The following is a 21,170-nucleotide window of genomic DNA, read 5'->3' as shown; positions in this document are numbered from 1 at the left end:
GACGAAGATTCCCTGAATCCGCGCCGGATCAGCCCGGCCGCCCGATCCGCTTGATCTCCCAGTCCAGCCGGACGCCGGTCTTCGCCAGGACGTCGGCGCGCACCGCGTCTCCCAGGCCCTCGATGTCGGCCGCGGTGGCCTCGCCGGGATTGATGATGAAGTTGGAATGCAGCTCGCTGAACTTCGCCCCGCCGCCGGTGACGGCGTGCAGCTTCCCGCGCCAGCCGGCCTCGTCGACCAGTTTCCACGAAGAATGCCCGGGCGGGTTCTTGAAGGTCGAACCGCCGGTCTTCTCGCGGATCGGCTGGGTCTGCTCGCGACGGCCGGTGATCTCGTCGATGCGGGCCTGCACGGCCTCGGGCGCGTCCGGAGTGCCGCGGAAGGTCGCCTCGACCCAGATGATCTCGTTCTCCGGAACATCGGAGTGGCGGTAGGTGTAGCCGAAGTCGGCCAGCGAAAAGTCCACCCGCTCGCCGCGTCGGTTCAGGCCCCAGGCGGAAACGAGCACATCCTTCGTCTCGGCGCCGTAGCAGCCGGCGTTCATCGTCAGCGCGCCGCCGATCGTGCCGGGTATGCCGGCATAGAACTCCAGCCCCGCGATCCCCGCCTTCGCCGACGCCTTGGCCACCATGGCGTCCAGCGCGCCCGCGCCCGCCGTGATGGTTTCGCCCTCCGCCGCCACCTGTCCCCAGGCCCGGCCGGCGAGACGGACCACCACGCCCTCGACCCCGCCGTCTCGTACGATGACGTTCGACCCAACGCCCAGCACCGTCAGCGGCACGGACGGGTCCAGCGCCTTCAGGAACTCCGCCAGATCCTCGGCGTCGGCCGGAATGAACAGCGCGTCCGCCGCCCCGCCCACCCGGAACCAGGTGTAGGGCCCCAGCGGCTCGTCTCGCAGCACCTTGCCGCGCACCTCGGGCAGGATCACTTGGCCGCCTCCAGCTGCCCCGGCAGGGCGTAAGCCCACTGGGTGATGTCGCCGGCGCCCAGCAGGACGACCAGATCGCCCGACTTCGCCTCGGCCTTCACGATGTCCGCCAGCGACGCCGGCCCCTCCAACGCCTGCACCGAGCGGTGGCCGAAGCGGCGGATGCCGTCGACCAGGGCGTGCTTGTCCACGCCCTCGATCGGCTGCTCGCCCGCCGCATAGACGTCGGCCACGATCACCGCGTCGGCGTCGGAGAAGCAGGTGGAGAAGTCCTCCATCAGGTCCCTCAGGCGCGTGTACCGATGCGGCTGCACAACCGCGATCACGCGGCCGGGGTCGTCGCCCCGGTTCGCCACCTGCCGCGCCGCCTTGAGCACGGCGGCGATCTCGACCGGATGGTGCCCATAGTCGTCGACCACGCGCACGCCGCTCACCACGCCGGTCGTGGTGAAGCGCCGCTTGACCCCGCCGAAGCCGGCCAATCCCTCGCGGATCGCCTCGTGCGACACGTCAAGTTCCAGCGCCACGGCGATGGCCGCCAGCGCGTTCGAGACGTTGTGCCAGCCGGCCATGGGCAGGTGCAGGCCCTCGATCCGCTCAGGTTCCTCCAGCGCGGCGACGCCCGGGCGCTGGATCAGCACGTCGAACCGGCACCCGTCCGGCCCCATGTCGCAGGCGTCGGCGCGCACCATGGCCTGGGGGTTCAGCCCGTAGGTGACCAGCCGTCGGTTGTCGATCGACGCCACCAGCCGCTGCACCTCCGGGTGGTCCAGACAGACCGCCGCGAAGCCGTAGAAGGGGATGTTCTCCACGAAGTCGCAGAAGGCTTTCCGCACCCCGTCGAAGTCGCCCCAGTGGTCCAGATGCTCCGGATCGATGTTGGTGACGATCGCCACCGTCGACTTCAAGCGCAGGAAGCTGCCGTCGCTCTCGTCGGCTTCGACCACGATCCAGTCGCCGTCGCCGACCTTCGCATTCGTCCCGTACGCGTTGATGATGCCGCCGTTCACCACCGTCGGGTCCAGCCCCCCGGCGTCCAGAATGGCCGCGACCATGCTGGTGGTCGTGGTCTTGCCGTGCGTGCCGCCCACCGCGATCGAGAACTGCAGTCGCATCAGCTCGGCCAGCATCTCGGCGCGCCGCACGATCGGGATGCGCCGCTCGCGGGCCGCCCGCATCTCGGGATTGTCCGCCTTCACGGCGGTGGAATGGACCAGGGCCGAAACGCCCTCGCCCACGTTCCCGGCGTCGTGGCCGATGAAGATGCGCGCGCCCAGCTTCTCCAGCCGCTCGGTGTTGGCCGACGGCTTCGCGTCCGAGCCCTGCACCTGATAGCCGATCTTCAGCATGATCTCGGCGATGCCGCTCATGCCGATGCCGCCGATGCCCACGAAGTGGACGGGGCCGAGCTGGAACGGGACGGGGCGAAGGCGGGCGATCATCACGGCGTCTTAGCGGCCGGCGCGGTCGGCGCAAGGGCGGGACCTGACGGTTTCTGGCGTCGCACGTCAGGTCTCTGGACGAACACGGAAATCTCCCGTTCTCTCGCCGCGGCAATCATCGTTGGGGAACTCGACATGCGTCTGATCATCGCCTCGGCGGCCCTCGCCCTGTTCGCCGCGCCCGCCTCCGCCCAGGTCTTCGCCGTCGATCAGCGCGTGCCGCTGAAGGTCGTGGGCGACACCGACGAGTTCGTGACGCTGGCCCAGATCGCGCCGGGCGGAGCGGCGCCGGGCGGACCATTCGACTCATGGGTCTGGACCTTCATGCGGGCCCCGCAACTGACCGGAGCCGCCCGCTTCGACGCCAGCGCCGTTCTCACCCGCTTCGACTGCCGCGCCGGCACCCGCCAGCGCCTCAGGTACGAGTTCTACCTGGGCGAGGTGGCGGTCAACGACACGGCCCATGACGAAGCCCCGGCCCGGCCGGTTGCGGGCTCTCCCGAAGCCGCCGCCCTGCGGACCGTCTGTGAGCCGACGTTCCAGCCGGCGTCCGCCGTGTATCCGAACGGCGCGCGGGGAGTCCGTCGGCAGGTGCAACAGTTCTGGAGCGCGGTGGCGTCCGACGCGTCGGGCTGGGCTCTGGACCGTCAGGCGCCGCTGAAGCCGACGGCCGAGACGGGAGAGGCGCTGGGGTTCGTTGAGGTTCCGGCAGACGGCCGCGCCCCTCCCGCGCCGTTCGAAGCCTGGACCTGGACCTTCACGAAGCAGATGCGGCCCGGCTCGGACGGCGCCTGGAACGGGGTGGCCGTCCTGACGCGGTACGACTGCGCGGCCGGCACGCGCCGGGCGCTGCGCATGCAGTTCTATCAGGGCGAGACCCTGATCCACGAGATGGACGCCCCGGCGGAGCCCGCCGCGGCGCCTTCCGCCGGTTCCATGGAAGACTTCGCGCTGAAGACCGCGTGTGATCCGGCGTTTCAGGCCAACATGCCGGTCGACCGGCGCGGGGCCCGCGCCGTCCGCACCTCCGTCGCCGGCTACTTCGCCTCGTTGCGCTGACGGTCAACCCCGCCTTAACCGTGATGATTCAGGACTGACGGCTCAGTTTCCTTCCGGGGCCGTCATGTCCGAACTTCCCTTCGATCAGGTCCTGCGCGGCGACTGCCTTGCGGTGCTGCGGACCCTGCCGGACGCCTCGGTGGACATGGTCTTCGCCGACCCGCCCTACAATCTCCAGCTGGGCGGCGACCTGCTGCGGCCGGACAATTCGAAGGTCGACGCGGTCGACGACGACTGGGACAAGTTTTCGGACTTCGCCGCCTACGACGCCTTCACCCGCGCCTGGATGGCCGAGTGCCGGCGCGTGCTGAAGCCCGACGGCACGATCTGGGTGATCGGCAGCTATCACAACGTCTTCCGCCTGGGCGCGGCGATCCAGGACCTTGGCTTCTGGGTCCTGAACGACGTCATCTGGCGCAAGTCCAACCCCATGCCGAACTTCAAGGGCACGCGCTTCACCAATGCGCACGAGACCCTGATCTGGGCCGCGCGCAGCCGCGAGCAGAAGCGCTACACCTTCAACTACGACGCGCTGAAGGCCTTCAACGAAGACGTGCAGATGCGGTCCGACTGGACCCTGGCCCTGTGCACCGGCGAGGAGCGCATCAAGGGCGAGGACGGCAGGAAGGCCCATCCGACCCAGAAGCCCGAGGCCCTGCTGCACCGCGTCCTGCTGGCCGCGTCGAAGCCCGGCGACGTGGTGCTGGATCCCTTCTTCGGCACCGGCACCACCGGGGCCGCGGCCAAACGGCTGGGCCGCCGCTGGATCGGCATCGAGCGGGACGCGACCTATGCGAAGGTCGCCGAGGACCGCATCGCCGCCGTCGTTCCGGCGAATCCGGAAGACCTCGCCGTCATGGGCTCCAGGAAGCAGGAACCCAAGGTGCCGTTCGGCGCCCTGGTCGAGGCCGGGCTGCTGCGTCCCGGCGACCGCCTGTACTGCCCCAGGGGCGAGCGCGAGGCGCGCGTGCGCGCCGACGGCTCCCTGATCGCCGGTTCGCTGACCGGCTCCATCCACAAGCTCGGCGCCCTGATGGAGAACGCGCCGGCCTGCAACGGCTGGACCTATTGGCGCTTCAAGACCGATCAGGGACTGAAGCCCATCGACGCCCTGCGCGCCGAAATCCGCGCCGCGATGCAATGACGGCTTCCGGACATAGCAGCTTCGCTGTAACAGGCTGAACTTGCATCCGAAAAAGTGAACGCGTCCGACGGGAACGCGGGACGGCCTCCACGCTTTATTGCAGCGCCGCATTTCCGCGTCGGGATCCGTCATCATGAAGATCGCCCAGGTCACTCCGCTGTACGAGGCCGTCCCCCCGAAACTCTACGGCGGGACCGAACGCGTGGTGGCTCATCTGACCGACGCGCTGGTCGATCTGGGCCATGACGTCACCCTGTTCGCCTCCGCCGACGCGGAGACGAAAGCGCGGCTGGTGCCCGTGCGCGACCAGGCCATCCGCCTCGATCCCGCGCCGCTGAAGTCGGACCTCGCCGCGCACATGACCATGCTGTCCGAGGTCCTGACGCGCGCCGACCAGTTCGACGTGATCCACTTCCATACGGACATGGTCCACTTCCCCTTCTTCTCGAAGTGCGCGGACAAGACCCTGACGACGCTGCATGGCCGGCTCGACCTCAAGGACCTGGCCGGTGTGTACGCCCGCTGGAACGAGTTCGCCCTGGTCTCGATCTCCGACGACCAGCGCCGGCCGCTGCCCTTCGCCAACTACGCCGCGACGGTGCACCACGGCATGCCGGCCGAGCTGTACGTCCACTCGGCGCAGTCGCAGGGCTATTTCGCCTTCCTGGGCCGCATCTCGCCGGAGAAACGGCCTGACCGCGCGATCGAGATCGCCACGCGCCTGGGCCGCCCGCTGAAGATGGCGGCCAAGGTCGACTCCGCCGACAAGGTCTATTGGGAGACCGTCATCAAGCCGATGGTCGACGCCAATCCGCTGGTCGAGTTCATCGGCGAGATCGGCGACCACCAGAAGTCGGCCTTCCTCGGCGGGGCCGAGGCCCTGTTGTTCCCGATCGACTGGCCGGAGCCCTTCGGTCTTGTGATGATCGAGGCCATGGCCTGCGGCACGCCGGTGATCGCCTTCCGCTGCGGCTCGACGCCCGAGGTGATCGAGGACGGCGCCACGGGCTTCATCGTCGACACGATGGAGGAGGCCGTCTCCGCCGCCGGACGCGCCCACCTGCTGGATCGCGACGCCATCCGCGCCCGGTTCGAACTGCGCTGGTCGGCCACGGCCATGGCGCGGCGCTATCTGGACGTCTACGGCGAGCTTCTGGCCCGCCGACCGTTCGGCAAGCCCGTGCCCGCCCCGGACGCCTTCATGCTGAACGCGACCGCGGCCCGCGAACATCTGGCCGCCACGGCCTGAAACCGACCCGGCGTCGCCGCATTCTGTCGGGGACCCGCCTCATCGCCTCCGCATTCCGCGGTCACGAAGAGGCGTCTCCGTCAGCGGCCGGGATTCTCATGGACGACGCCTATTCGGTGCAGACCACGGCTCTGGACAGCGGCCTCGAGATGGGCGAGCCCGAGCCCGTCGAACAGCTGCAGGCGCTGAAGAGCGGCAACGCCTTTCTGGTCGCCGACGCCTGGGGCGACGTGAAGTCGGGGGCCGACGGCCTGTTCGACGAGGACACCCGGATCCTGTCGCGGCTGATGCTCAGGGTCGGCGGCCAGCGGCCGTCGCGGCTGACGTCCGGCGTCAGTCAGGACAACGTCTTCTTTACCTTCCACGGCACCAACCGGCCCCTGCCGCCCATGGGCGGAAAGCAGGCGCCGGGCGGCATCCTGCATCTGGAGCGGCGGCGCTTCCTGTGGGACCGACGCCTGTTCGAACGCATCCGCGTCACCAACCACGGTGGCGAGGACGTGATGCTGCCGCTCGAGGTCGAGTACGGCGCCGACTTCGTCGACATCTTCCAGGTCCGCGGAACGCCCCGCGAGAAATCGGGAACCACTCACCAGCCGATCATCGACGGCCGTCGCGTCACCTTCGCCTATGACGGGCTGGACGGCGTCTCCCGCACGGGCTGTCTCTGTTTCTCCGAGCCGCCTCACCGGATGTCGGACCGCAAGGCCGAGTTCATGCTGACGCTCCCCCGCGGGCGCCGCCTCGACCTGTTCCTCGAATGCGGGCCCGACCGGTGCGAGCCGCCGACGGCCGAGCGCTTCCGCCGTCACGCCGTCCAGGCCCGACTGGCCATGCGGGCAAAGCGACGCCGCGGCGCCTCCGTCCGCGGTCCGCGCAGCCCGCGGTTCAACGACTGGCTTGACCAGAGCCGCGCGGACGTCGCCCTGCTGACCACCGACCTGCCGACGGGCCCCTATCCGTACGCGGGCACGCCGTGGTTCTCCACGCCCTTCGGCCGCGACGGCATCATCACCGCCTGGCAGATGCTGTGGCTGGACCCCAGCCTTGCCAAGGGCGTCCTGACCTATCTGGCCGCGCGTCAGGCCACCGAACGCTCGGCCTTCCAGGACGCCGAGCCCGGGAAGATCATGCACGAGACCCGGCGCGGCGAGATGAGCGCGCTGGGAGAGGTGCCCTTCGGCCTCTACTACGGCGGGGTCGACACCACCTGCCTGTTCGTGGCCCTCGCCGGGGCCTATGCCCGGCGCACCGGCGATCTCGACCTGATCCGGACCATCTGGCCCAACCTGCTGGCCGCCGCCGGCTGGATCACCGGTCCGGCGGACATGACCGGCGACGGCTTCGTGCGCTACGCCCGCGCCGCCGAGACGGGCCTGTCGAACCAGGGCTGGAAGGATTCGTACGACTCCATCTTCCACGCCGACGGGCGCTTCCCGGAGGGGCCCGTCGCGCTCGTCGAGGTGCAGGGCTACGCCTTCGCCGCCTTCCAGGCCCTGGCCGACCTGTCCAACGTTCTGGGCGAACCCGACGCGGCGAAATGGGCGGAGCGGGCCGAGACGATGCGCGCGCGGGTCGAGGAGAAGTTCTGGCAGGACGATCTGGGCTGGTACGCCGTCGCCCTGGACGGACAGGGCGCGCCCTGCCGTGCGATCGGGTCGAACCCCGGCCACCTGCTGTTCTGCGGCCTGCCGTCCGCCGAGCGCGCCCGGATCGTGTCGCGCCGCCTGATGAGCGCCCAGTTCCGCTCCGGCTGGGGCCTGCGCACCCTTGCGACGGGTCAGGCGCGGTACAATCCGATGAGCTATCACAACGGCTCGGTCTGGCCGCACGACACCTCGCTGTGCGCCGCCGGCATGGCGCGCTATGGCGAGCGTCAGGCGGTCGCCCTGCTGCTGTCCGAAATCTACGCCGCCGCCGCCCATTTCCACCTGCGGCTGCCCGAGCTGTTCTGCGGCTTCGAGCGCCAGACGGGCGAGCCGCCCATCGCCTACCCCGTCGCCTGCCTGCCGCAGGCCTGGGCCGCCGGCTCGGTCTTCCTGATGCTGCAGGCGGCGCTGGGCGTCTCGATCGACGCCTTCGACGGCCGCGTCGACGTCGACGACCCCGTGCTGCCGCCCGGGATCGAGCGTCTCAACGTCTGGAACCTGAAGGTCGGCGACGCCCGTCTGGACCTCGCCTTCCGCCGACTCGACCACCACACGGTGGTCACCAGTCAGAACCGCGAAGGCCCGGTGCGTCTGAGGCAGTCCCGCTAGGTTCGGACGCCCCTGGACGATCCCGCCGCACTTACCTGGAGACTGTGCAGCGAAAGGTCCTGGCCCAATCCCCGTTCCAGCGCCTTGCGGAACACGGTCGGCAGGGCCGTCCGGGCCGCCTCGACCCCGGTCCAGACCAGATCGCCCTCGCCCGGCCCGACGCGCACGTCGAGCGTCAGGCGGAAGTGGGTGAAGACGTGGACGACCGCCCCCGCCTCGCGCCACGGTCCCGGGCCGGGCGCGGCGTCCTCGCCACCGCCCCAGCCCGAGGTGGGCAGGCCCAGCATGCCGCCCAGCAGGCCCTTGTCCGGTCGGCGCGTCAGCCCGACGCGGCCGGCGGGATCCAGCGCCACCCACGCCACGCCCGCGCGCTCCGGCTTCGCGCCCTTCGCCGCCCTGACCGGGAACCGCTCCGGCGCGCCCGAGGCGAACCCGGCGCACCACGTCGAGACCGGGCAGCGTCCGCACTCCGGCGAGCGCGGCCGGCACACCATCGCGCCCAGATCCATCAACGCCTGGGCCCAGTCGCCCGGCCGGTCGTCCGCCGTCAGCCCCTCGGCCAACCGCCTCAATGCAGGCCGCGCCGCGGGCACGGGCGTCTCCACCGCGAACAGCCGCGCCATCACCCGCTCGACGTTGCCGTCCACCACGTTGGCCGCCCGGCCGAAGGCGATCGCGGCCACCGCGGCCGCGGTGTAGGGCCCCAGTCCGGGCAGGGCGCGCAGCCCTTCCTCCGTGTCCGGGAAGACGCCGCCGCGCTCCCGCGCCACGGCCCGCGCGCAGGCCAGCAGGTTGCGGGCGCGCGCGTAGTAGCCCAGCCCCGCCCACGCCCCCATCACGTCCGCGTCGTCGGCCGCCGCCAGAGCCGACACCGTCGGCCAGCGCCGGGTGAAGGCCTCGAAATAGGGCGCGGCGTGAACCGTCGTGGTCTGCTGCAGCATCACCTCCGACAGCCAGACCCGATAGGGATCGACCGCCGCGCCCGACCCCGGCGGCGCCCGCCAGGGCAGGGTCCGCGCGTGGGCGTCGTACCAGTCCAGCAGGGCGCGGCGCAGCGAAGCGGGATCCATCGCTCCACCCCTAGCCGCTCACGGGCGCGCGACAAGCCCGGCGTTCGCGGCTATGAAAATCGCATGCGCCGCCCCCTGCCGACCGAAGCCGAAGCGCGCGAGATCCTCGCCCGCCGCCGCACGCGTCCGGCGCCCCGCCCCGCGCCGCGCGCCGGCCGGGCGCTGCAGGACTTCATCCGGGAGATGGACCAGAAGCTGGGCCGCGGCGCGGGAGCGCTGGAGCCGCGCTGGCGCGAGATCGTCGGCGAGCGTCTGGCCCGCGTCTGCCGGCCCCGGAAGCTGACCCGGGGCCGCGACGGCAGGGGCGGGACGCTGGAGCTGCGCGTCGCCGGGGCGGCCGCCCTTCTGGTCCAGCACCAGGCCGAGGAGATCCTGGGCAAGGTGAACCTGTTCCTCGGTGCCGGCGCGGTCGAAAAGCTGCGCATCGCCCAGGGGCCGGTGAAGCCCTTGGCCGAACCGACGGCCCGCCCCGCGCGGCCGAAGGGCCCGCCGCCGCTCAGCGCCGCGGAAGAGGCGGAGCTCAAGGCCGCGACCGCTTCCGCACCCGGTCCACTTGCCGAGGCGCTCGCGAAGCTGGGGCGTGCGGTCCGGTCGACCGACCGCTGATGGGGCCGCTCTTCTCCGGCATTCTCGTCCTGATGGTCGCCAGCACGGTGCTCGTGATCGCATTCTGCGCCGCCAAACTGTTTCTGTCGTGGAGGGATGCCGTCATCTCGGCCGCGTTGTTCACCGTGTTCAGCGGCCTGGGCACGCTCTTAGGCTTGTTCGGCCAAGCCGTCTGGCTGCCTCCGACTCTCGAAGCTGGCCAGGCTGGTACGTATCTGGCGATCAGTCTCGCATGCGGCCTCATCTCAGGCCTCGGTGCAGTTGCGATTTTTGTGGCAAGACGCCGTTCGCGCTAACTGCGCACTTGACCTTTTTCCGCCGCACCTGTTCTCGAAAGCTTCGGATCGCGCGCTTCGTCGGGAATCGCGCGACGATCCTCGTCCGCATCACGGGAAATCCGCCATGTCCGCTTCGCGCACCCCCTTCCGCTTCGCCGCCATGAGCCGCCGGGCGGCCATCACCGGCGCGGCGCTGGCCGCCATGGCCCTGTCGGCCTGCGGAGGTTCCGGCGGCGCGGGCGCGGCCGAGGGCGACATGGCCAAGGGCGCCGCCGAGGGGGCCAAGGTCACCCTGGTCGAGTACGCCTCGGTCACCTGCGTCGGCTGCGCCGCCTGGCAGCGGGACGTCTGGCCGCAGATCAAGTCGAAGTACGTCGACACCAACCAGATCCGTTTCGTGTTCCGCGAGTTCCCGACGCCCCCGCAGGACGTGGCCGTCGCCGGCTTCCTGCTGGGCCGTTGCGCCGCCGCGAAATCGGGCAATCCGGACGACTATTTCCGGGTGGTGGACGAGATGCTGGCCAGCCATCCGCAGCTCACCCCCAACCAGCCCGGCTTCGCCGAGACGCTGCAGCGCATCCGCACCGGCCTGGGCTTCAGCCAGGAAGAGTATCTGGCCTGCGTCACCGACGAGGCCGCGATCGCCCAGATGGAGGAACGCATCCGCGCCGGCCAGGCCCAGGGCGTCAGCGGCACCCCGACCTTCTACGTCAACGGCAAGGTCGTGGCCGACCGCTCGGTCGAGGGCCTGTCCGCCGCCATCGACGCCGAGCTGGCGAAGTAACCGTGCGCCTCGCCGCCCTGATCGGCGCGATTTTTCTGGCCTGCGCCGCCCCTGCGGCGGCCCAGGTCGCGGCGGTGCCCCCGGTCATCGCGGGTGAACGCGTGTTGGGCCGGGCCGACGCTCCGGTGACGGTGATCGAATACGCCAGCTTCACCTGCCCGCACTGCGCCGAGTGGGCGCATCACGTCTTGCCCGACTTCAAGGCGCGCTGGATCGACACCGGGAAGGTCCGGCTGGTCTATCGCGACCTGCCGACCCCACCCGGCGAGGCGGCCGTCCTCGCCGCCAAGGTGTCGCGTTGCGTCGCGCCGGAGCGCGCCTTCCCCGTCATCGAGCTGCTGTTCGCCCAGCAGGGCTCGGCCCGGCTTATGCGCTGGCCCGCAGGCTGGTTCATCAACGCCGTCGAGCAGGGCGGGCGCCCGCCCCAGCAGATCGCGGACTGCGTCGAGGACCCGGCCACGGAGGCGGCGTTGAACGCCGACCTCGACGCGGCACGCGCGGCGGGCGTCACCGGCACGCCGACCTTCTTCGTCGACGGCGTCCGCGTCGCCGACCCCACGCTGGAAGGCCTGGCCGCCGTGATCGATCCCCTGCTGGCGGGACGCTGACCCCGGACCCATGCAGTTCCAGCGCCTCCGGCTCGTCGGCTTCAAGTCCTTCGTCGATCCGACGGAGGTCTTCATCGAGCCCGGGCTGACCGGCATCGTCGGGCCCAACGGCTGCGGCAAGTCCAACGTGCTGGAATCCATGCGCTGGGTCATGGGCGCCAACTCGGCCAAGGCCATGCGCGGCCAGGGCATGGAGGACGTCATCTTCGCCGGCGCGGCGGAGCGCCCGGCCCGCAACTGGGCCGAGGTCCAGCTGACCATCGACAACGCCCAGCGCCGCGCGCCCCAGCCCTTCACAGACGCGGCGGTGTTGGAGGTGTCGCGCCGCATCGACCGCGGCTCCGGCTCCACCTACCGCATCAACGGCAAGGAGGTGCGCGCCCGCGACGTCCAGCTGCTGTTCGCCGACGCCTCGACCGGCGCCAACTCCCCGGCGCTGGTGCGTCAGGGCCAGATCAGCGAGCTGATCGCCGCCAGACCGCAGAACCGCCGCCGCATCCTGGAAGAGGCGGGCGGCGTGGCCGGCCTGCACACGCGCCGGCACGAGGCCGAACTGCGCCTGCGCGCGGCCGAGACCAATCTGGAGCGGCTGGAGGACATCGGCCGCGAAATCGAGGGCAATCTGTCCCGGCTGAAGCGCGAGGCGCGGCAGGCCGAGAAGTACAAGAAGATTTCGGCCGAGATCCGCGCGCTGCAGTCGGCGCTGGTCTGGGTGCGCTGGAACGACGCCCGGGTCGCCGACGAACAGGCCCGCGAGGAGCTGGGACAGGCCGACCGCGCCGTGGGCGAGACCGCCTCCGCCGCCGCACGGGCCCGGACTGCCGCCCTGAACGCGCAGGAGGCCATGAAGCCGGCGCGGGAGGAGGACGCCGTCGCGGCCGCCCTGCTGCACCGGGCGACGCTGGAACGCGACCGGCTGGACATGGCCGAGCAGGCCGCGCGCGCCGAGGTCGAACGGCTGGAGGCCGAACGCGCCCGCATCGCCGCCGACGTGGAGCGTGAGGAGGCTCTGGCCCGCGACGCGGAGGCCGAGTTGGCCCGGCTCGACGAAACCCTGACCGCCCTGAGGGCCGAAATCGCCGCCGCGCCGCAGCGGGGGCCGGAGCTTGAGGCGGCCCTGTCGCAGGCCGAGAGCGCCCGCGCCGAAGCCGACGCCGAGGTCGAGCGCCGCGCCGGCGCCGTCGCCGCCACCGAGGCCCGCGTCGCCGCCGAGACCGCCCGCCTGCGCGACGCCGAGGCGCGCGTCGACCGCGTCCGCGGGCAGCTGGAGCAGACGAGGCGGGAGCGGGCTGCGCTCGGTCCGCTTGAGACGCCGGAGCTGGGGGAGGCCCGCGCAGCCGTCGACGCGGCGCAGGCCGAGCTGGCCGCCGCGCGCGCCGCCGTGGAAGCGGCCGAGGCCCGCCGCGGCGATCTGGCTCGCGCCGAACAGGAGGCCCGCACCGCCGCCCGCGCCGCCGAGGACCGTCTGGGCCGCCTGCAGACCGAGGCGCGCGGGCTGGCCCAGCTGCTGACCTCCGCCCGCCGCGACCACGCCCCGGCGCTGGACCAGGTCACGACCGCCAAAGGATTTGAGGCGGCGCTCGCCGCCGCCCTGGGCGACGATCTGGACGCCGCGCTGGACCCCAAGGCCGCCGTCCACTGGGCCGGCGCCGAGCCGACCGCGCCGGTCTGGCCCGCCGGGGTCGAGCCGTTGTCGGCCCACGTGATCGCGCCGCCGCAACTGGCCGCGCGCCTGGCCCTGTGCGGCGTCGCCTCGGCCGATCAAGCCGCGACGCTGGCGAAATCCCTGCCCGTCGGCGCGCGGCTGGTCACGCGCGAAGGCGACCTGTTCCGCTGGGACGGGTTCGTCGCCCGCGCCTCGGCCCCCCGCCCGGCCGCCGTCCGCTTGGCCCAGCGCACCAGGCTGTCCGAGCTTGAGGCGGAGATCGACGAAGGCAAGCCGGCGCTGGAGGCGCAGCAGGCCGCGCTGAAGGCCGCGACCGACGCCTTCCGCACCGCCGAGGACGACCTGAAGACCGTCCGCCAGACGCCCTTCTCCGCCGACAAGGCGCTGGCCGCCGCGCGCGATCGCGCCGAGAGCCTGAACCGCGATCAGGCCCGCCGCGAGGCCCGCGCCCAGGCCCTGACGGAGACCGCCGCCCGGCTGCAGACGGAGCTGGCCGAGGCCGAGCAGGCGCTGGCCGCCGCCCGTTCCGGCGACGCCCCCTCCGAAACCCTCGACGCCCTGCGCGCGGAGCTGGCCGAGGCCCGCACGTCTGCCGAGACCGCGAGGCAGGCCGCGTCCGCCGCCCGCGCCGCCCGCGACGCCGAGGCCCGCGACCATGCCTCCCGCGAGCAGCGCCTGACCGGCCTGGAGCGCGCCCGCGACGGCTGGGCCGCCCGGTCGACGGACGGCGCCGCCCGCATCAGGGCGTTGGAAGCCGACGCCGCCCGCGCCCTGTCGCTGCTGGAGACCGCGCGCGCCCAGCCCGAGGCGCTGGCGCAGAAGCGGGCCGGCCTGATGGACGCGCTGACGTCGGCCGAGGCCCGCCGTCGCGCCGCCGCCGACGCCATGGCGGTGGCCGAAGGCGCCGCGCAAGAGGCCGACCGCGCGTCCCGCGCCGCCGAAGCCGAGGCGGGCAGGGCGCGCGAGGTCCGCGCCGGCATGGCCGCCCATGCCGAGGCCGCCGCCGCCCGGCTGGACGAGGCCGACCGCAAGGTGCGCGAGACGGCGCAGATGTCGCCCGACGAGCTGGGCCAGAAGCTGACCGACGACGCCATCGCGCGTCCGCCCGACGCCGCCGGGGCCGAGAGCCTGCTCTACGGTCTGGAGCGCGAGCGCGAGGCGCTGGGCGCGGTCAACCTGCTGGCCGAGGAGGAGGCCCGCGAGAGCGAGGATCGGCTGCAGACCATGCGCGGCGAACGCGCGGACCTGACCTCGGCCATCGCCAAGCTGCGCGACGGCATCGACGAGTTGAACGCGGAAGGCCGCGAGCGTCTGCTGGCCGCCTTCGACGTCATCAACGACAACTTCAAGACCCTGTTCGAGGCCCTGTTCGACGGCGGTCAGGCCGAGCTTAAGCTGGTTGAGAGCGACGATCCGCTGGAGGCCGGTCTCGAGATCTTCGCCTGTCCCCCCGGCAAGCGGCTGGCCGTCATGTCGCTCATGTCGGGCGGTGAGCAGGCCCTGACGGCGGCGGCCCTGATCTTCGCGGTCTTCCTCGCCAATCCGGCCCCCGTCTGCGTGCTGGACGAGGTCGACGCCCCGCTGGACGACGCCAACGTCGACCGCTTCTGCCGCATGCTGGACGAGATGCGGAAGCGCACCGACACCCGCTTCATCGTCATCACCCACAATCCGGTGACCATGAGCCGCATGGACCGGCTGTACGGCGTCACCATGCCCGAGCGCGGCGTCAGCCAGCTGGTCGGCGTCGACCTGAAGCAGGCCGAGACGCTGGTGGCCTAGCGCCCCAGCGCCCGCCTCACGTCCGCCAGCGCCGGCCCCGCCAGCGCCCACGGCTCGACCACATAGCGGTGGGCCAGGCGCTTTGGATCGGCGACCAGGCGGAACAGCCACTCCAGCCCCAGCCGGCCCACCCACCGCGGCGCGGCCTTCTGCACGCCGGCCTCGTAATCGAAGGCGGCGCCGACGTTCAGGATCACGCAGTCCGGCAGGGCGTCGAGATGATCCGCGATCCACAGCTCCTGCCGCGGCATGCCCATGCCCACCATCAGCACGTTCGGCTGAAACGCCGCGATCTCGCGCAGGATCTCCGCATTGTCGACCGAGCCGGCGGCGGCGTCGAAATGCCCGTGACGCGTCCAGATGCGGGCGCCGGGACGCCTGCGGCCGAGCCGTTGCGCCGCCTCGTCGGCGACCCCGGGCGCCCCGCCCAGATAGAAGACCCGCCACCCCTCGCGGTCGGCCAGGCTCCAGAAATGCTCGCGCCAGTCCAGATAGGTGCACCGGTGCATCGGCCGCGCCGACAGCTTCAGCAGCCGCGCGAAGGCCAGCAGCGGCCGCGAGTCCACCTCGACCAGGTCGGCCCGCGCATAGAAGCGTCGCAGCTCCGGCGTCGAGCGCAGCAGGGCCAGACTGTGCAGGTTGTGATTGGCGACGACCGCCTTCCTGCCGTCCTGGATCCAGCGCCGCATCCACAGCATGACCTCTTCGGGCCGAATCAGATCCATGGTTTCGCCCAGCACGGTCACGCGCTCGTCCGCGCGCCGCGCCTGACGGTGCGGCGTCCGCGCCTGACGACGGCGGTCGGGAACGGCCATGGCGGCCGGAAGGCCCAGAGTTTCCTCGAACATGCCGCCACCCTGCCCCGGCGGCGCTGAAGGTCCGGTTCCCGGACGCGGTTAACCGCCGGTTTGCGGAGCCGCCCGGTCCAGCGCCAGCCGGTCGCGCGGCAGCGCCTCCGGCAGTTCGTCGCGCAGGAAGGCCAGCATCTTCTCGCGGATCTCGCAGCGCAGGTCGAAGGCGGCGCCCGCGTTCCGCGCCGAGGCCAGGCACCGCACCTGCGCCACCCGTTCGGTCACGTCCGTGACCTGCAGGTTGATCACGTCGCCGTCCCACAGCGGACTGGCGCGGCAGATCTCCTCCAGCTTCGTCCGCAGCCGCTCGACCGGGGCCTCGTAGTCCACATAGAGGAAGGCCGAGCCGATCAGCCGCGCGCTCTCGCGCGTCCAGTTCTGGAACGGCGTCGTGATGAAATAGGTCAGCGGCAGCACCATCCGCCGCCAGTCCCACAGCCTGACCACCACATAGGTCGAGGTGATCTCCTCGACGTTGCCCCACTCGCCCTCGACGATGACGGCGTCGTCCAGCCGGATCGGCTGGGCCGTGGCGATCTGCACGCCGGCGATCATGTTCGTCAGGAAGGGCTGCAGCGCCAGGCCCGCGACGATGCCGACCACGCCCGCGGACGCCAGCAGCGACAGGCCCCACTGCCGCACCTCCGCGATGGTCAGCAGCGCCAGCCCCAGGGTGACCACGCCGATCAGCAGGCCCGCCACCCGCTGCAGGATGCGCGCCTGCGTCACATGCTTGCGGGCGATCAGGTTGTCCTCGGCGCCCACGTTGAAGCGCCGCAGATAGACCACGGTAGCCATGTCCATCGCGCCGGCCACGATCCAGCCGATCACGAGGATCAGGCAGAACAGCAGCCCCTGCCGGATGGCCGCCGACGGCTCCGGGTCCAGCGTCGAGACGGTCACGCCGATCCCGACGGCGACGATCAGCACGACCAGCCGCACCTTGGTCCGCGCCCGGCCCACCAGCCCGCGCCAGAAAACGTCGCGCTTGCGCACCGCCCATTTCAGCAGGCCGAAGATCGCCTGATTGGCCAGCCAGCCCGCGCCGGCGAAGGCCAGGACCACGAGCAGGATCGCGGCCCATTCCGGCAGCCACTCGAACCGGCCCTGCAACGTGACCAGGTCCCTGTGGAGGTTCAGCAGTTCGGGGGGCATGGCGTCCTCTGAAGCTTGGCCGAAGGGAGGTAACGGCTGCGGGCGGCTTCGGATGCGGACGGCCGACGCCGCCTGCGTCAGCCTCAGGCCTTTCGGGCCGGCGGTCAGATGCGGTCAGTGTCGGCCGACGGCGACGCGCGCTATCCCTCGACCAGGAAGGCGCGGCGTCTGCGCAACAGCTCGCGTCTCTTTCCAGCAACGCTGCTGGGCAGGCGGTCGATCCGGCGCCATGGTGGCGCCAGGGACCGTCCGGTCCGCATCATCGAGAGAAAACCATGATCCTCGCCGCCCTCGCCGCCGCCGCCCTGTCGGCGCCCGCCGCCCCCGCCGCCCAGGACCCGCTGTCGTTCGACGACACGGTGACCTGCGCCGCCATGTTCTTCGCCCAGTCCAAGCAGCTGACCGCCCAGGACGAGGTCGAAGCCTTTCAGATGGGCATGGTCGAGATGATCACCCGCGCCGAGGGCATGAACTCGGGCCTGAATCAGGACCAGATCATCGAGCGCGCCGCCGCCCAGGCCGATGAGATCCTGGTGCGGGTCGACGCCGCCTCGGGCGCCGACGCCAGGAACCAGATCATCTGGACCTGGGGTCCCGGTCTGGAAGTCTGCATCGACGCGGTGCTGGCCTAGGCCTTCTTCGCGACGGTCGCCTCGACCAGATCGGCGAGGCGGCCGGCCGCGTCGGGGATGGCCACCGACCGCGCCCCCGCCGACATGGCGGACAGGCGCGCCGGATCGGCCAGGATCTCCGCCAGGATCGAGGTCAGGCGCCGCGGCGTCGCCTCGGCTTCCGCCACGCTGATCGCGGCGCCCGCTCCCACCAGGGAGCGGGCGTTCTGCGTCTGGTGATCGTCGGTCGCTATGGCCAGCGGGATCAGCACCGACGGCATCGCCGCCACCGCCAGCTCGGCGCAGGTCGAGGCGCCCGCGCGGCCGACCAGCAGATGCGTCGTCGCCAGCATCCCCGCCATGTCGCGGAAGAAGGGGGCGACCTCCGCCCTGATGCCGGCCTCCAGATAGGCCTGTCGCGCGGCCTCAAGGCTCTCCGCCCGCGACTGCTGGAACACCTCGAGCCGCGCGCGCATATCGACCGGCAGGGCCGCCAGCGCCTGCGGCACGGCCTCGGACAACAGCCGCGCGCCCTGGCTGCCGCCGGTCACCAGCACTCGGATCGGCCCGCCGTCCGCCGGCGCCGCATAAGGTCGATCGTGCAGAGGCCGGATCTCCGGCCGCACCGGGCTTCCGACCACATGGACGCCTTCTCGCCCGGCGATGGGGAAGGTCGAGGCGACCTCGTCCACCCGTCCGGCCAGCATCCGGTTGGTGCGGCCCAGCACCGCGTTCTGTTCGTGGATCAGCGTCGGACGCCGGTCGATCAGGGCCGCGATCAGGGCCGGGGCGGAAGGGTAGCCGCCGAATCCGACCACCGCCTTCACCTCCGCCTTGCGGAAGGCCGCGCGCGCCTGACCCGCGCCCTTCAGGATCGCCAACCCGGCCTTCATCAGGCCGATCGGACCGCGCCCCGTCGCCGCGTCGAGGAACAGCCTGTCGTCGGCGGGGAAGCCGTGCGCGAACTTCTCCCCGCGATGATCGGTGGCCAGGATCACGCGCCAGCCGCGCGCGGCCATCTCGCGAGCGAGGGCCTCGGCCGGGAACATGTGGCCGCCGGTGCCTCCGGCGGCGACGACGCAGGTCCGGCTCATGCCCGGCGCATCCGCCGCATCAGGCCCGCCCACGGCCACTGCATGGGGCCGGGCTCATACGCGCCGGGCCGCTTGCGGGTCAGCGCCAGGGCGAACCCCATGGTCAGCCCCATGGCCAGCATCGAGGAGCCGCCATAGCTGATGAAGGGCAGGGTCATCCCCTTGGTCGGGATCAGGTTCAGGTTCACCGCCACGTTGATGCAGGCCTGCAGCCCGATGAGCATGAACAGCCCCGCCGCCGCCGTCTGCTCGAACGGGTCGCGCAGGCGCAGGGCCCGGCTCATTCCGCGCACCACGATGAAGGCGTACAGACCGATGATCAGCAGCGAGAGCATCAGCCCGAACTCCTCGGCCCCCACGGAATAGATGAAGTCGGTGTGCAGGTCGGGCACGTGGCGCTTCATGACGCCCTCGCCCACCCCTCGCCCGACCAGGCCGCCGGCGCGGATCGCCTCCGAGGCGCGGTCGATCTGGTGGGTGTCCTCCACGCCGGGAGAGACGAACTTGGCCACCCGGGCGCGCACGTGGTCGAAGGCGAAGTACAGGCCGAACACGCCGGCCAGAACCATGCCGCCCAGCGCCGCCATCCACTTGAACGGCACGCCGGCCATGAAGAAGACGGCCATGAAGGTGGTGGTGATCAGCAGGGTCTGACCGATGTCCGGCTGCATCAGCAACAGGCCCACGGTCAGGGCGTAGGCGACGAAGGCGATGGTCACGCCCGGCACCCCCTGCCCCTTCTGCGCCTCGGCGAACATCCAGGCGGAGAAGACGATGATGGCCGGCTTGGCGAACTCGCTGGGCTGCAGGCCGAAGGGGCCGATGTTGATCCAGCGCGCGGCGCCCTTGGCCTCGTGGCCGATGAAGGGCAGCAGCAGCATCACCCCGATCGCGCCCAGCAGGGCCAGCACCGCGATGCGCCGCACGCCGCGCGGGCTCAGCAGCGAGGTCGTCAGCATGGCGCCGAGGCCCAGCGAGACGAAGACGATCATCCGGATGGAATAGTGGAAGGGGTCGGTGATCCCGTCCTCGGCCAGGATCGCGGCGGGGCTGGAGGCGAACGACAGCGACACGCCGATGGCCATCAGCGCCAGGGCCGCGCCCAGCAGGCCGCGATCCACCGTCCAGAACCACTTGGCGACGGCGCTCTGGTCCGAGCGGGAGAAGGCGGGCGTGTAGGCCTGGCTGGTCATCTTCCGTCAACCATGTCCGAAAGGTGTGGCCCCGAGGTTAAGCACCGCGGCGCGGAACGCCTCTCCCCGCGCTTCGAAATCCGGAAACTGGTCGAAGCTGGCGGCGGCGGGGCTGAGCAGCACCGTCTCCTCGCGCCCGGTCGCGGCGGCGGCGTGGTACGCCTGACCGACGGCGGTCGCCATGTCGCCGCTGATCCGCTGCGGCGTCTCGCCCAGCGCCGCTGCGAACGGCCCGGCCGCCTCGCCGATCAGGAAGGCCTCCTGCACGCGGGGGAACAGGTCCTCCAGATCGTCGATCCCGCCCGCCTTGGCTCGACCGCCCGCGATCCAGAAGATCCGGTCGTAAGATGAAAGCGCCTGCCGCGCCGCGTCGGCGTTGGTGGCCTTGGAGTCGTTGACGAAGGAGACCTTTCCCAGCCGCCCGACGGGCTCCATCCGGTGCGCGAGGCCAGGGAAGGAGAGAAGGCCGGCGACGGCTTTTTCATGATCGACTCCCAGCGCCCGCGCCGCCGCAAATGCGAAAGCTGCGTTCTGCGCATTGTGGCGACCGGCAAGAGAGCGGGCGGCGGTCAGGTCGATGGTTCTTCCATCTGCTGTGAGGCCGCCGGGCCACGCCACGACGCCGGCCTCCCTCGCGGAGGAAGGGAATGAGCGCACCGGGACCGCGCCGGACAGCCCTTCGGCAAGCCCCTGCCCCCATCGCTCATCGACGCCGATCAGGGCCGTCTGGCCCTCGCCCAGATTCTGAAAAATCCGCGCCTTCGCCGCGACGTATCCCTCCATCCCCCCGTGCCGGTCGAGATGATCCGGCGTGACGTTGGTCAGGATCGCCACGTCGGGGGCGAAGCTCCCGGTCAGGTCCAGCTGATAGCTGGACACCTCGACCACGTAGACGGCGTCCGGCGTCGGCGCGGGCAGGGCCAGCACGCCGATGCCGATGTTGCCGCCCATGTGCACGGTCAGGCCCGCCTGCTTCAGCACCCAGGCCGTCAGCGCCGTCGTGGTCGACTTCCCGTTGGTTCCGGTGATCGCCACCACCCTGGGCCGCTCGCCCTCCGGCAGCGCCGCGATCGCACGCGCGAACAGCTCGACGTCGCCGACGATCTCGACGCCCGCGGCCTTGGCCTTGTCGACCGTCCAGTGCGGTTTGGGGTGCGTCAGGGGCACGCCGGGCGACAGCACAAGGGCCGCGAACCCCCACCAATCGGCGGTCGTCAGATCCTCGACCGCGAAGCCCTCGGCTTCCGCCTGCATGCGGCTGGAGATGCCGTCGTCCCACAACACCGGCGCGGCTCCGCCGGCCTTCAGCGCCCGCGCCGCCGTCAGCCCCGACCGCCCCAGGCCGAAGACCGCGACGCGCCGCCCCTCGAACCCCGGGACCGCGATCAT

Annotated in this window: 18 protein-coding genes; 10 read left to right on the top strand and 8 right to left on the bottom strand. The window is 71.6% G+C overall.

The genetic code is table 11. From position 1 onward, the window contains the following. Window positions 1–28: 28 nt before the first annotated feature. Complete coding sequence (murB, locus tag EFJ44_RS07045) at window positions 29–931, bottom strand: UDP-N-acetylmuramate dehydrogenase (RefSeq protein ID WP_125256487.1); 903 nt, start codon at window positions 929–931, stop codon at window positions 29–31. Next, window positions 928–2,373, bottom strand: a complete 1,446-nt coding sequence (gene murC, locus EFJ44_RS07040; RefSeq protein WP_125256486.1) for a UDP-N-acetylmuramate--L-alanine ligase — start codon at window positions 2,371–2,373, stop codon at window positions 928–930. Before murC ends, murB begins: the two co-directional genes overlap by 4 nt. Window positions 2,374–2,508: 135 nt before the next feature. Between murC and EFJ44_RS07035 the strand changes: the two genes are divergently transcribed. The 4 genes from EFJ44_RS07035 to EFJ44_RS07020 all read left to right on the top strand — a co-directional run bounded on the left by EFJ44_RS07035 (window position 2,509) and on the right by EFJ44_RS07020 (window position 8,083). Continuing rightward, the gene (locus EFJ44_RS07035; protein WP_125256485.1) at window positions 2,509–3,432 is read left to right on the top strand and encodes a hypothetical protein; all 924 of its coding nucleotides are present in this window, start codon (window positions 2,509–2,511) and stop codon (window positions 3,430–3,432) included. A 64-nt stretch (window positions 3,433–3,496) separates the two neighbouring features. Further along, window positions 3,497–4,576: a site-specific DNA-methyltransferase gene (locus EFJ44_RS07030; protein ID WP_125256484.1), complete on the top strand. Its 1,080-nt coding sequence runs from the start codon at window positions 3,497–3,499 to the stop codon at window positions 4,574–4,576. Between the two features lie 133 nt (window positions 4,577–4,709). Continuing rightward, window positions 4,710–5,825 (top strand): glycosyltransferase family 4 protein, encoded by a 1,116-nt coding sequence (locus EFJ44_RS07025; RefSeq protein ID WP_125256483.1) that lies wholly within the window; start codon window positions 4,710–4,712, stop codon window positions 5,823–5,825. A gap of 98 nt (window positions 5,826–5,923) precedes the next feature. Continuing rightward, complete coding sequence (locus EFJ44_RS07020) at window positions 5,924–8,083, top strand: amylo-alpha-1,6-glucosidase (RefSeq protein WP_125256482.1); 2,160 nt, start codon at window positions 5,924–5,926, stop codon at window positions 8,081–8,083. Here EFJ44_RS07020 and EFJ44_RS07015 read toward each other — a convergent pair. Further along, window positions 8,080–9,153 carry an A/G-specific adenine glycosylase gene (locus EFJ44_RS07015; RefSeq protein ID WP_125256481.1) on the bottom strand — a complete coding sequence of 358 codons (1,074 nt, stop codon included), beginning with the start codon at window positions 9,151–9,153 and terminating at the stop codon, window positions 8,080–8,082. The genes EFJ44_RS07020 and EFJ44_RS07015 overlap by 4 nt on opposite strands. 63 nt (window positions 9,154–9,216) lie before the next feature. Between EFJ44_RS07015 and EFJ44_RS07010 the strand changes: the two genes are divergently transcribed. The 5 genes from EFJ44_RS07010 (at window position 9,217) to EFJ44_RS06990 (ending at window position 14,877) form a co-directional block, all read left to right on the top strand. Continuing rightward, window positions 9,217–9,759: a DUF721 domain-containing protein gene (locus EFJ44_RS07010; RefSeq protein ID WP_125256480.1), complete on the top strand. Its 543-nt coding sequence runs from the start codon at window positions 9,217–9,219 to the stop codon at window positions 9,757–9,759. Beyond that, the gene (locus EFJ44_RS07005; protein ID WP_125256479.1) at window positions 9,759–10,055 is read left to right on the top strand and encodes a hypothetical protein; all 297 of its coding nucleotides are present in this window, start codon (window positions 9,759–9,761) and stop codon (window positions 10,053–10,055) included. The genes EFJ44_RS07010 and EFJ44_RS07005 overlap by 1 nt, the downstream gene beginning before the upstream one ends. Before the next feature lie 106 nt (window positions 10,056–10,161). Continuing rightward, complete coding sequence (locus EFJ44_RS07000) at window positions 10,162–10,821, top strand: thioredoxin domain-containing protein (RefSeq protein ID WP_241209707.1); 660 nt, start codon at window positions 10,162–10,164, stop codon at window positions 10,819–10,821. A gap of 2 nt (window positions 10,822–10,823) precedes the next feature. Beyond that, complete coding sequence (locus tag EFJ44_RS06995; protein ID WP_125256478.1) at window positions 10,824–11,429, top strand: DsbA family protein; 606 nt, start codon at window positions 10,824–10,826, stop codon at window positions 11,427–11,429. 10 nt (window positions 11,430–11,439) lie between these two features. Continuing rightward, the gene (locus EFJ44_RS06990; RefSeq protein WP_125256477.1) at window positions 11,440–14,877 is read left to right on the top strand and encodes an AAA family ATPase; all 3,438 of its coding nucleotides are present in this window, start codon (window positions 11,440–11,442) and stop codon (window positions 14,875–14,877) included. On the opposite strand, the gene EFJ44_RS06985 is transcribed toward EFJ44_RS06990, so the two are convergent. Further along, window positions 14,874–15,725 (bottom strand): WecB/TagA/CpsF family glycosyltransferase, encoded by an 852-nt coding sequence (locus EFJ44_RS06985; RefSeq protein WP_125256476.1) that lies wholly within the window; start codon window positions 15,723–15,725, stop codon window positions 14,874–14,876. The two genes, EFJ44_RS06990 and EFJ44_RS06985, sit on opposite strands and share 4 nt — an antisense overlap. Before the next feature lie 48 nt (window positions 15,726–15,773). Then, window positions 15,774–16,883, bottom strand: coding sequence for a mechanosensitive ion channel family protein (locus tag EFJ44_RS06980; protein WP_125256475.1), 1,110 nt, complete (start codon window positions 16,881–16,883; stop codon window positions 15,774–15,776). 275 nt (window positions 16,884–17,158) lie between these two features. Here EFJ44_RS06980 and EFJ44_RS06975 point away from each other — a divergent pair, with 275 nt between their 5' ends. Further along, the gene (locus tag EFJ44_RS06975; protein ID WP_125256474.1) at window positions 17,159–17,515 is read left to right on the top strand and encodes a hypothetical protein; all 357 of its coding nucleotides are present in this window, start codon (window positions 17,159–17,161) and stop codon (window positions 17,513–17,515) included. Here EFJ44_RS06975 and murG read toward each other — a convergent pair. From murG to murD, 3 genes are read right to left on the bottom strand one after another with little or no spacing between them, the layout of a single operon-like run. Beyond that, the gene (gene murG / locus EFJ44_RS06970) at window positions 17,512–18,588 is read right to left on the bottom strand and encodes an undecaprenyldiphospho-muramoylpentapeptide beta-N-acetylglucosaminyltransferase (protein WP_125256473.1); all 1,077 of its coding nucleotides are present in this window, start codon (window positions 18,586–18,588) and stop codon (window positions 17,512–17,514) included. The genes EFJ44_RS06975 and murG overlap by 4 nt on opposite strands. Then, window positions 18,585–19,781: a peptidoglycan glycosyltransferase FtsW gene (locus EFJ44_RS06965; RefSeq protein ID WP_125256472.1), complete on the bottom strand. Its 1,197-nt coding sequence runs from the start codon at window positions 19,779–19,781 to the stop codon at window positions 18,585–18,587. Before EFJ44_RS06965 ends, murG begins: the two co-directional genes overlap by 4 nt. A gap of 6 nt (window positions 19,782–19,787) precedes the next feature. Further along, window positions 19,788–21,170, bottom strand: a complete 1,383-nt coding sequence (gene murD / locus EFJ44_RS06960) for a UDP-N-acetylmuramoyl-L-alanine--D-glutamate ligase (RefSeq protein ID WP_125256471.1) — start codon at window positions 21,168–21,170, stop codon at window positions 19,788–19,790.

Origin of the sequence: Brevundimonas fluminis, from assembly GCF_003934285.1 — a bacterium.
GTDB classification, from domain to species: domain Bacteria; phylum Pseudomonadota; class Alphaproteobacteria; order Caulobacterales; family Caulobacteraceae; genus Brevundimonas; species Brevundimonas fluminis.
Note: the sequence above shows the minus strand (reverse complement) of the source record. Positions and strands in the feature narration are given on the sequence as shown.

Excerpts from the sequence above, each read along its gene's own strand:
- EFJ44_RS07015 (WP_125256481.1), bottom strand. The coding sequence starts at position 9,153 with ATGGATCCCGCTTCGCTGCGCCGCGCCCTGCTGGACTGGTACGACGCC.
- EFJ44_RS06985 (WP_125256476.1), bottom strand. The coding sequence starts at position 15,725 with ATGTTCGAGGAAACTCTGGGCCTTCCGGCCGCCATGGCCGTTCCCGAC.
- EFJ44_RS07020 (WP_125256482.1), top strand. The coding sequence starts at position 5,924 with ATGGACGACGCCTATTCGGTGCAGACCACGGCTCTGGACAGCGGCCTC.
- EFJ44_RS07010 (WP_125256480.1), top strand. The coding sequence starts at position 9,217 with ATGCGCCGCCCCCTGCCGACCGAAGCCGAAGCGCGCGAGATCCTCGCC.
- EFJ44_RS07005 (WP_125256479.1), top strand. The coding sequence starts at position 9,759 with ATGGGGCCGCTCTTCTCCGGCATTCTCGTCCTGATGGTCGCCAGCACG.
- EFJ44_RS07030 (WP_125256484.1), top strand. The coding sequence starts at position 3,497 with ATGTCCGAACTTCCCTTCGATCAGGTCCTGCGCGGCGACTGCCTTGCG.
- EFJ44_RS07025 (WP_125256483.1), top strand. The coding sequence starts at position 4,710 with ATGAAGATCGCCCAGGTCACTCCGCTGTACGAGGCCGTCCCCCCGAAA.
- EFJ44_RS07035 (WP_125256485.1), top strand. The coding sequence starts at position 2,509 with ATGCGTCTGATCATCGCCTCGGCGGCCCTCGCCCTGTTCGCCGCGCCC.
- EFJ44_RS06980 (WP_125256475.1), bottom strand. The coding sequence starts at position 16,883 with ATGCCCCCCGAACTGCTGAACCTCCACAGGGACCTGGTCACGTTGCAG.
- EFJ44_RS07000 (WP_241209707.1), top strand. The coding sequence starts at position 10,162 with ATGTCCGCTTCGCGCACCCCCTTCCGCTTCGCCGCCATGAGCCGCCGG.
- murD (WP_125256471.1), bottom strand. The coding sequence starts at position 21,170 with ATGATCGCGGTCCCGGGGTTCGAGGGGCGGCGCGTCGCGGTCTTCGGC.
- EFJ44_RS06975 (WP_125256474.1), top strand. The coding sequence starts at position 17,159 with ATGATCCTCGCCGCCCTCGCCGCCGCCGCCCTGTCGGCGCCCGCCGCC.
- murC (WP_125256486.1), bottom strand. The coding sequence starts at position 2,373 with ATGATCGCCCGCCTTCGCCCCGTCCCGTTCCAGCTCGGCCCCGTCCAC.
- EFJ44_RS06990 (WP_125256477.1), top strand. The coding sequence starts at position 11,440 with ATGCAGTTCCAGCGCCTCCGGCTCGTCGGCTTCAAGTCCTTCGTCGAT.
- murG (WP_125256473.1), bottom strand. The coding sequence starts at position 18,588 with ATGAGCCGGACCTGCGTCGTCGCCGCCGGAGGCACCGGCGGCCACATG.
- EFJ44_RS06965 (WP_125256472.1), bottom strand. The coding sequence starts at position 19,781 with ATGACCAGCCAGGCCTACACGCCCGCCTTCTCCCGCTCGGACCAGAGC.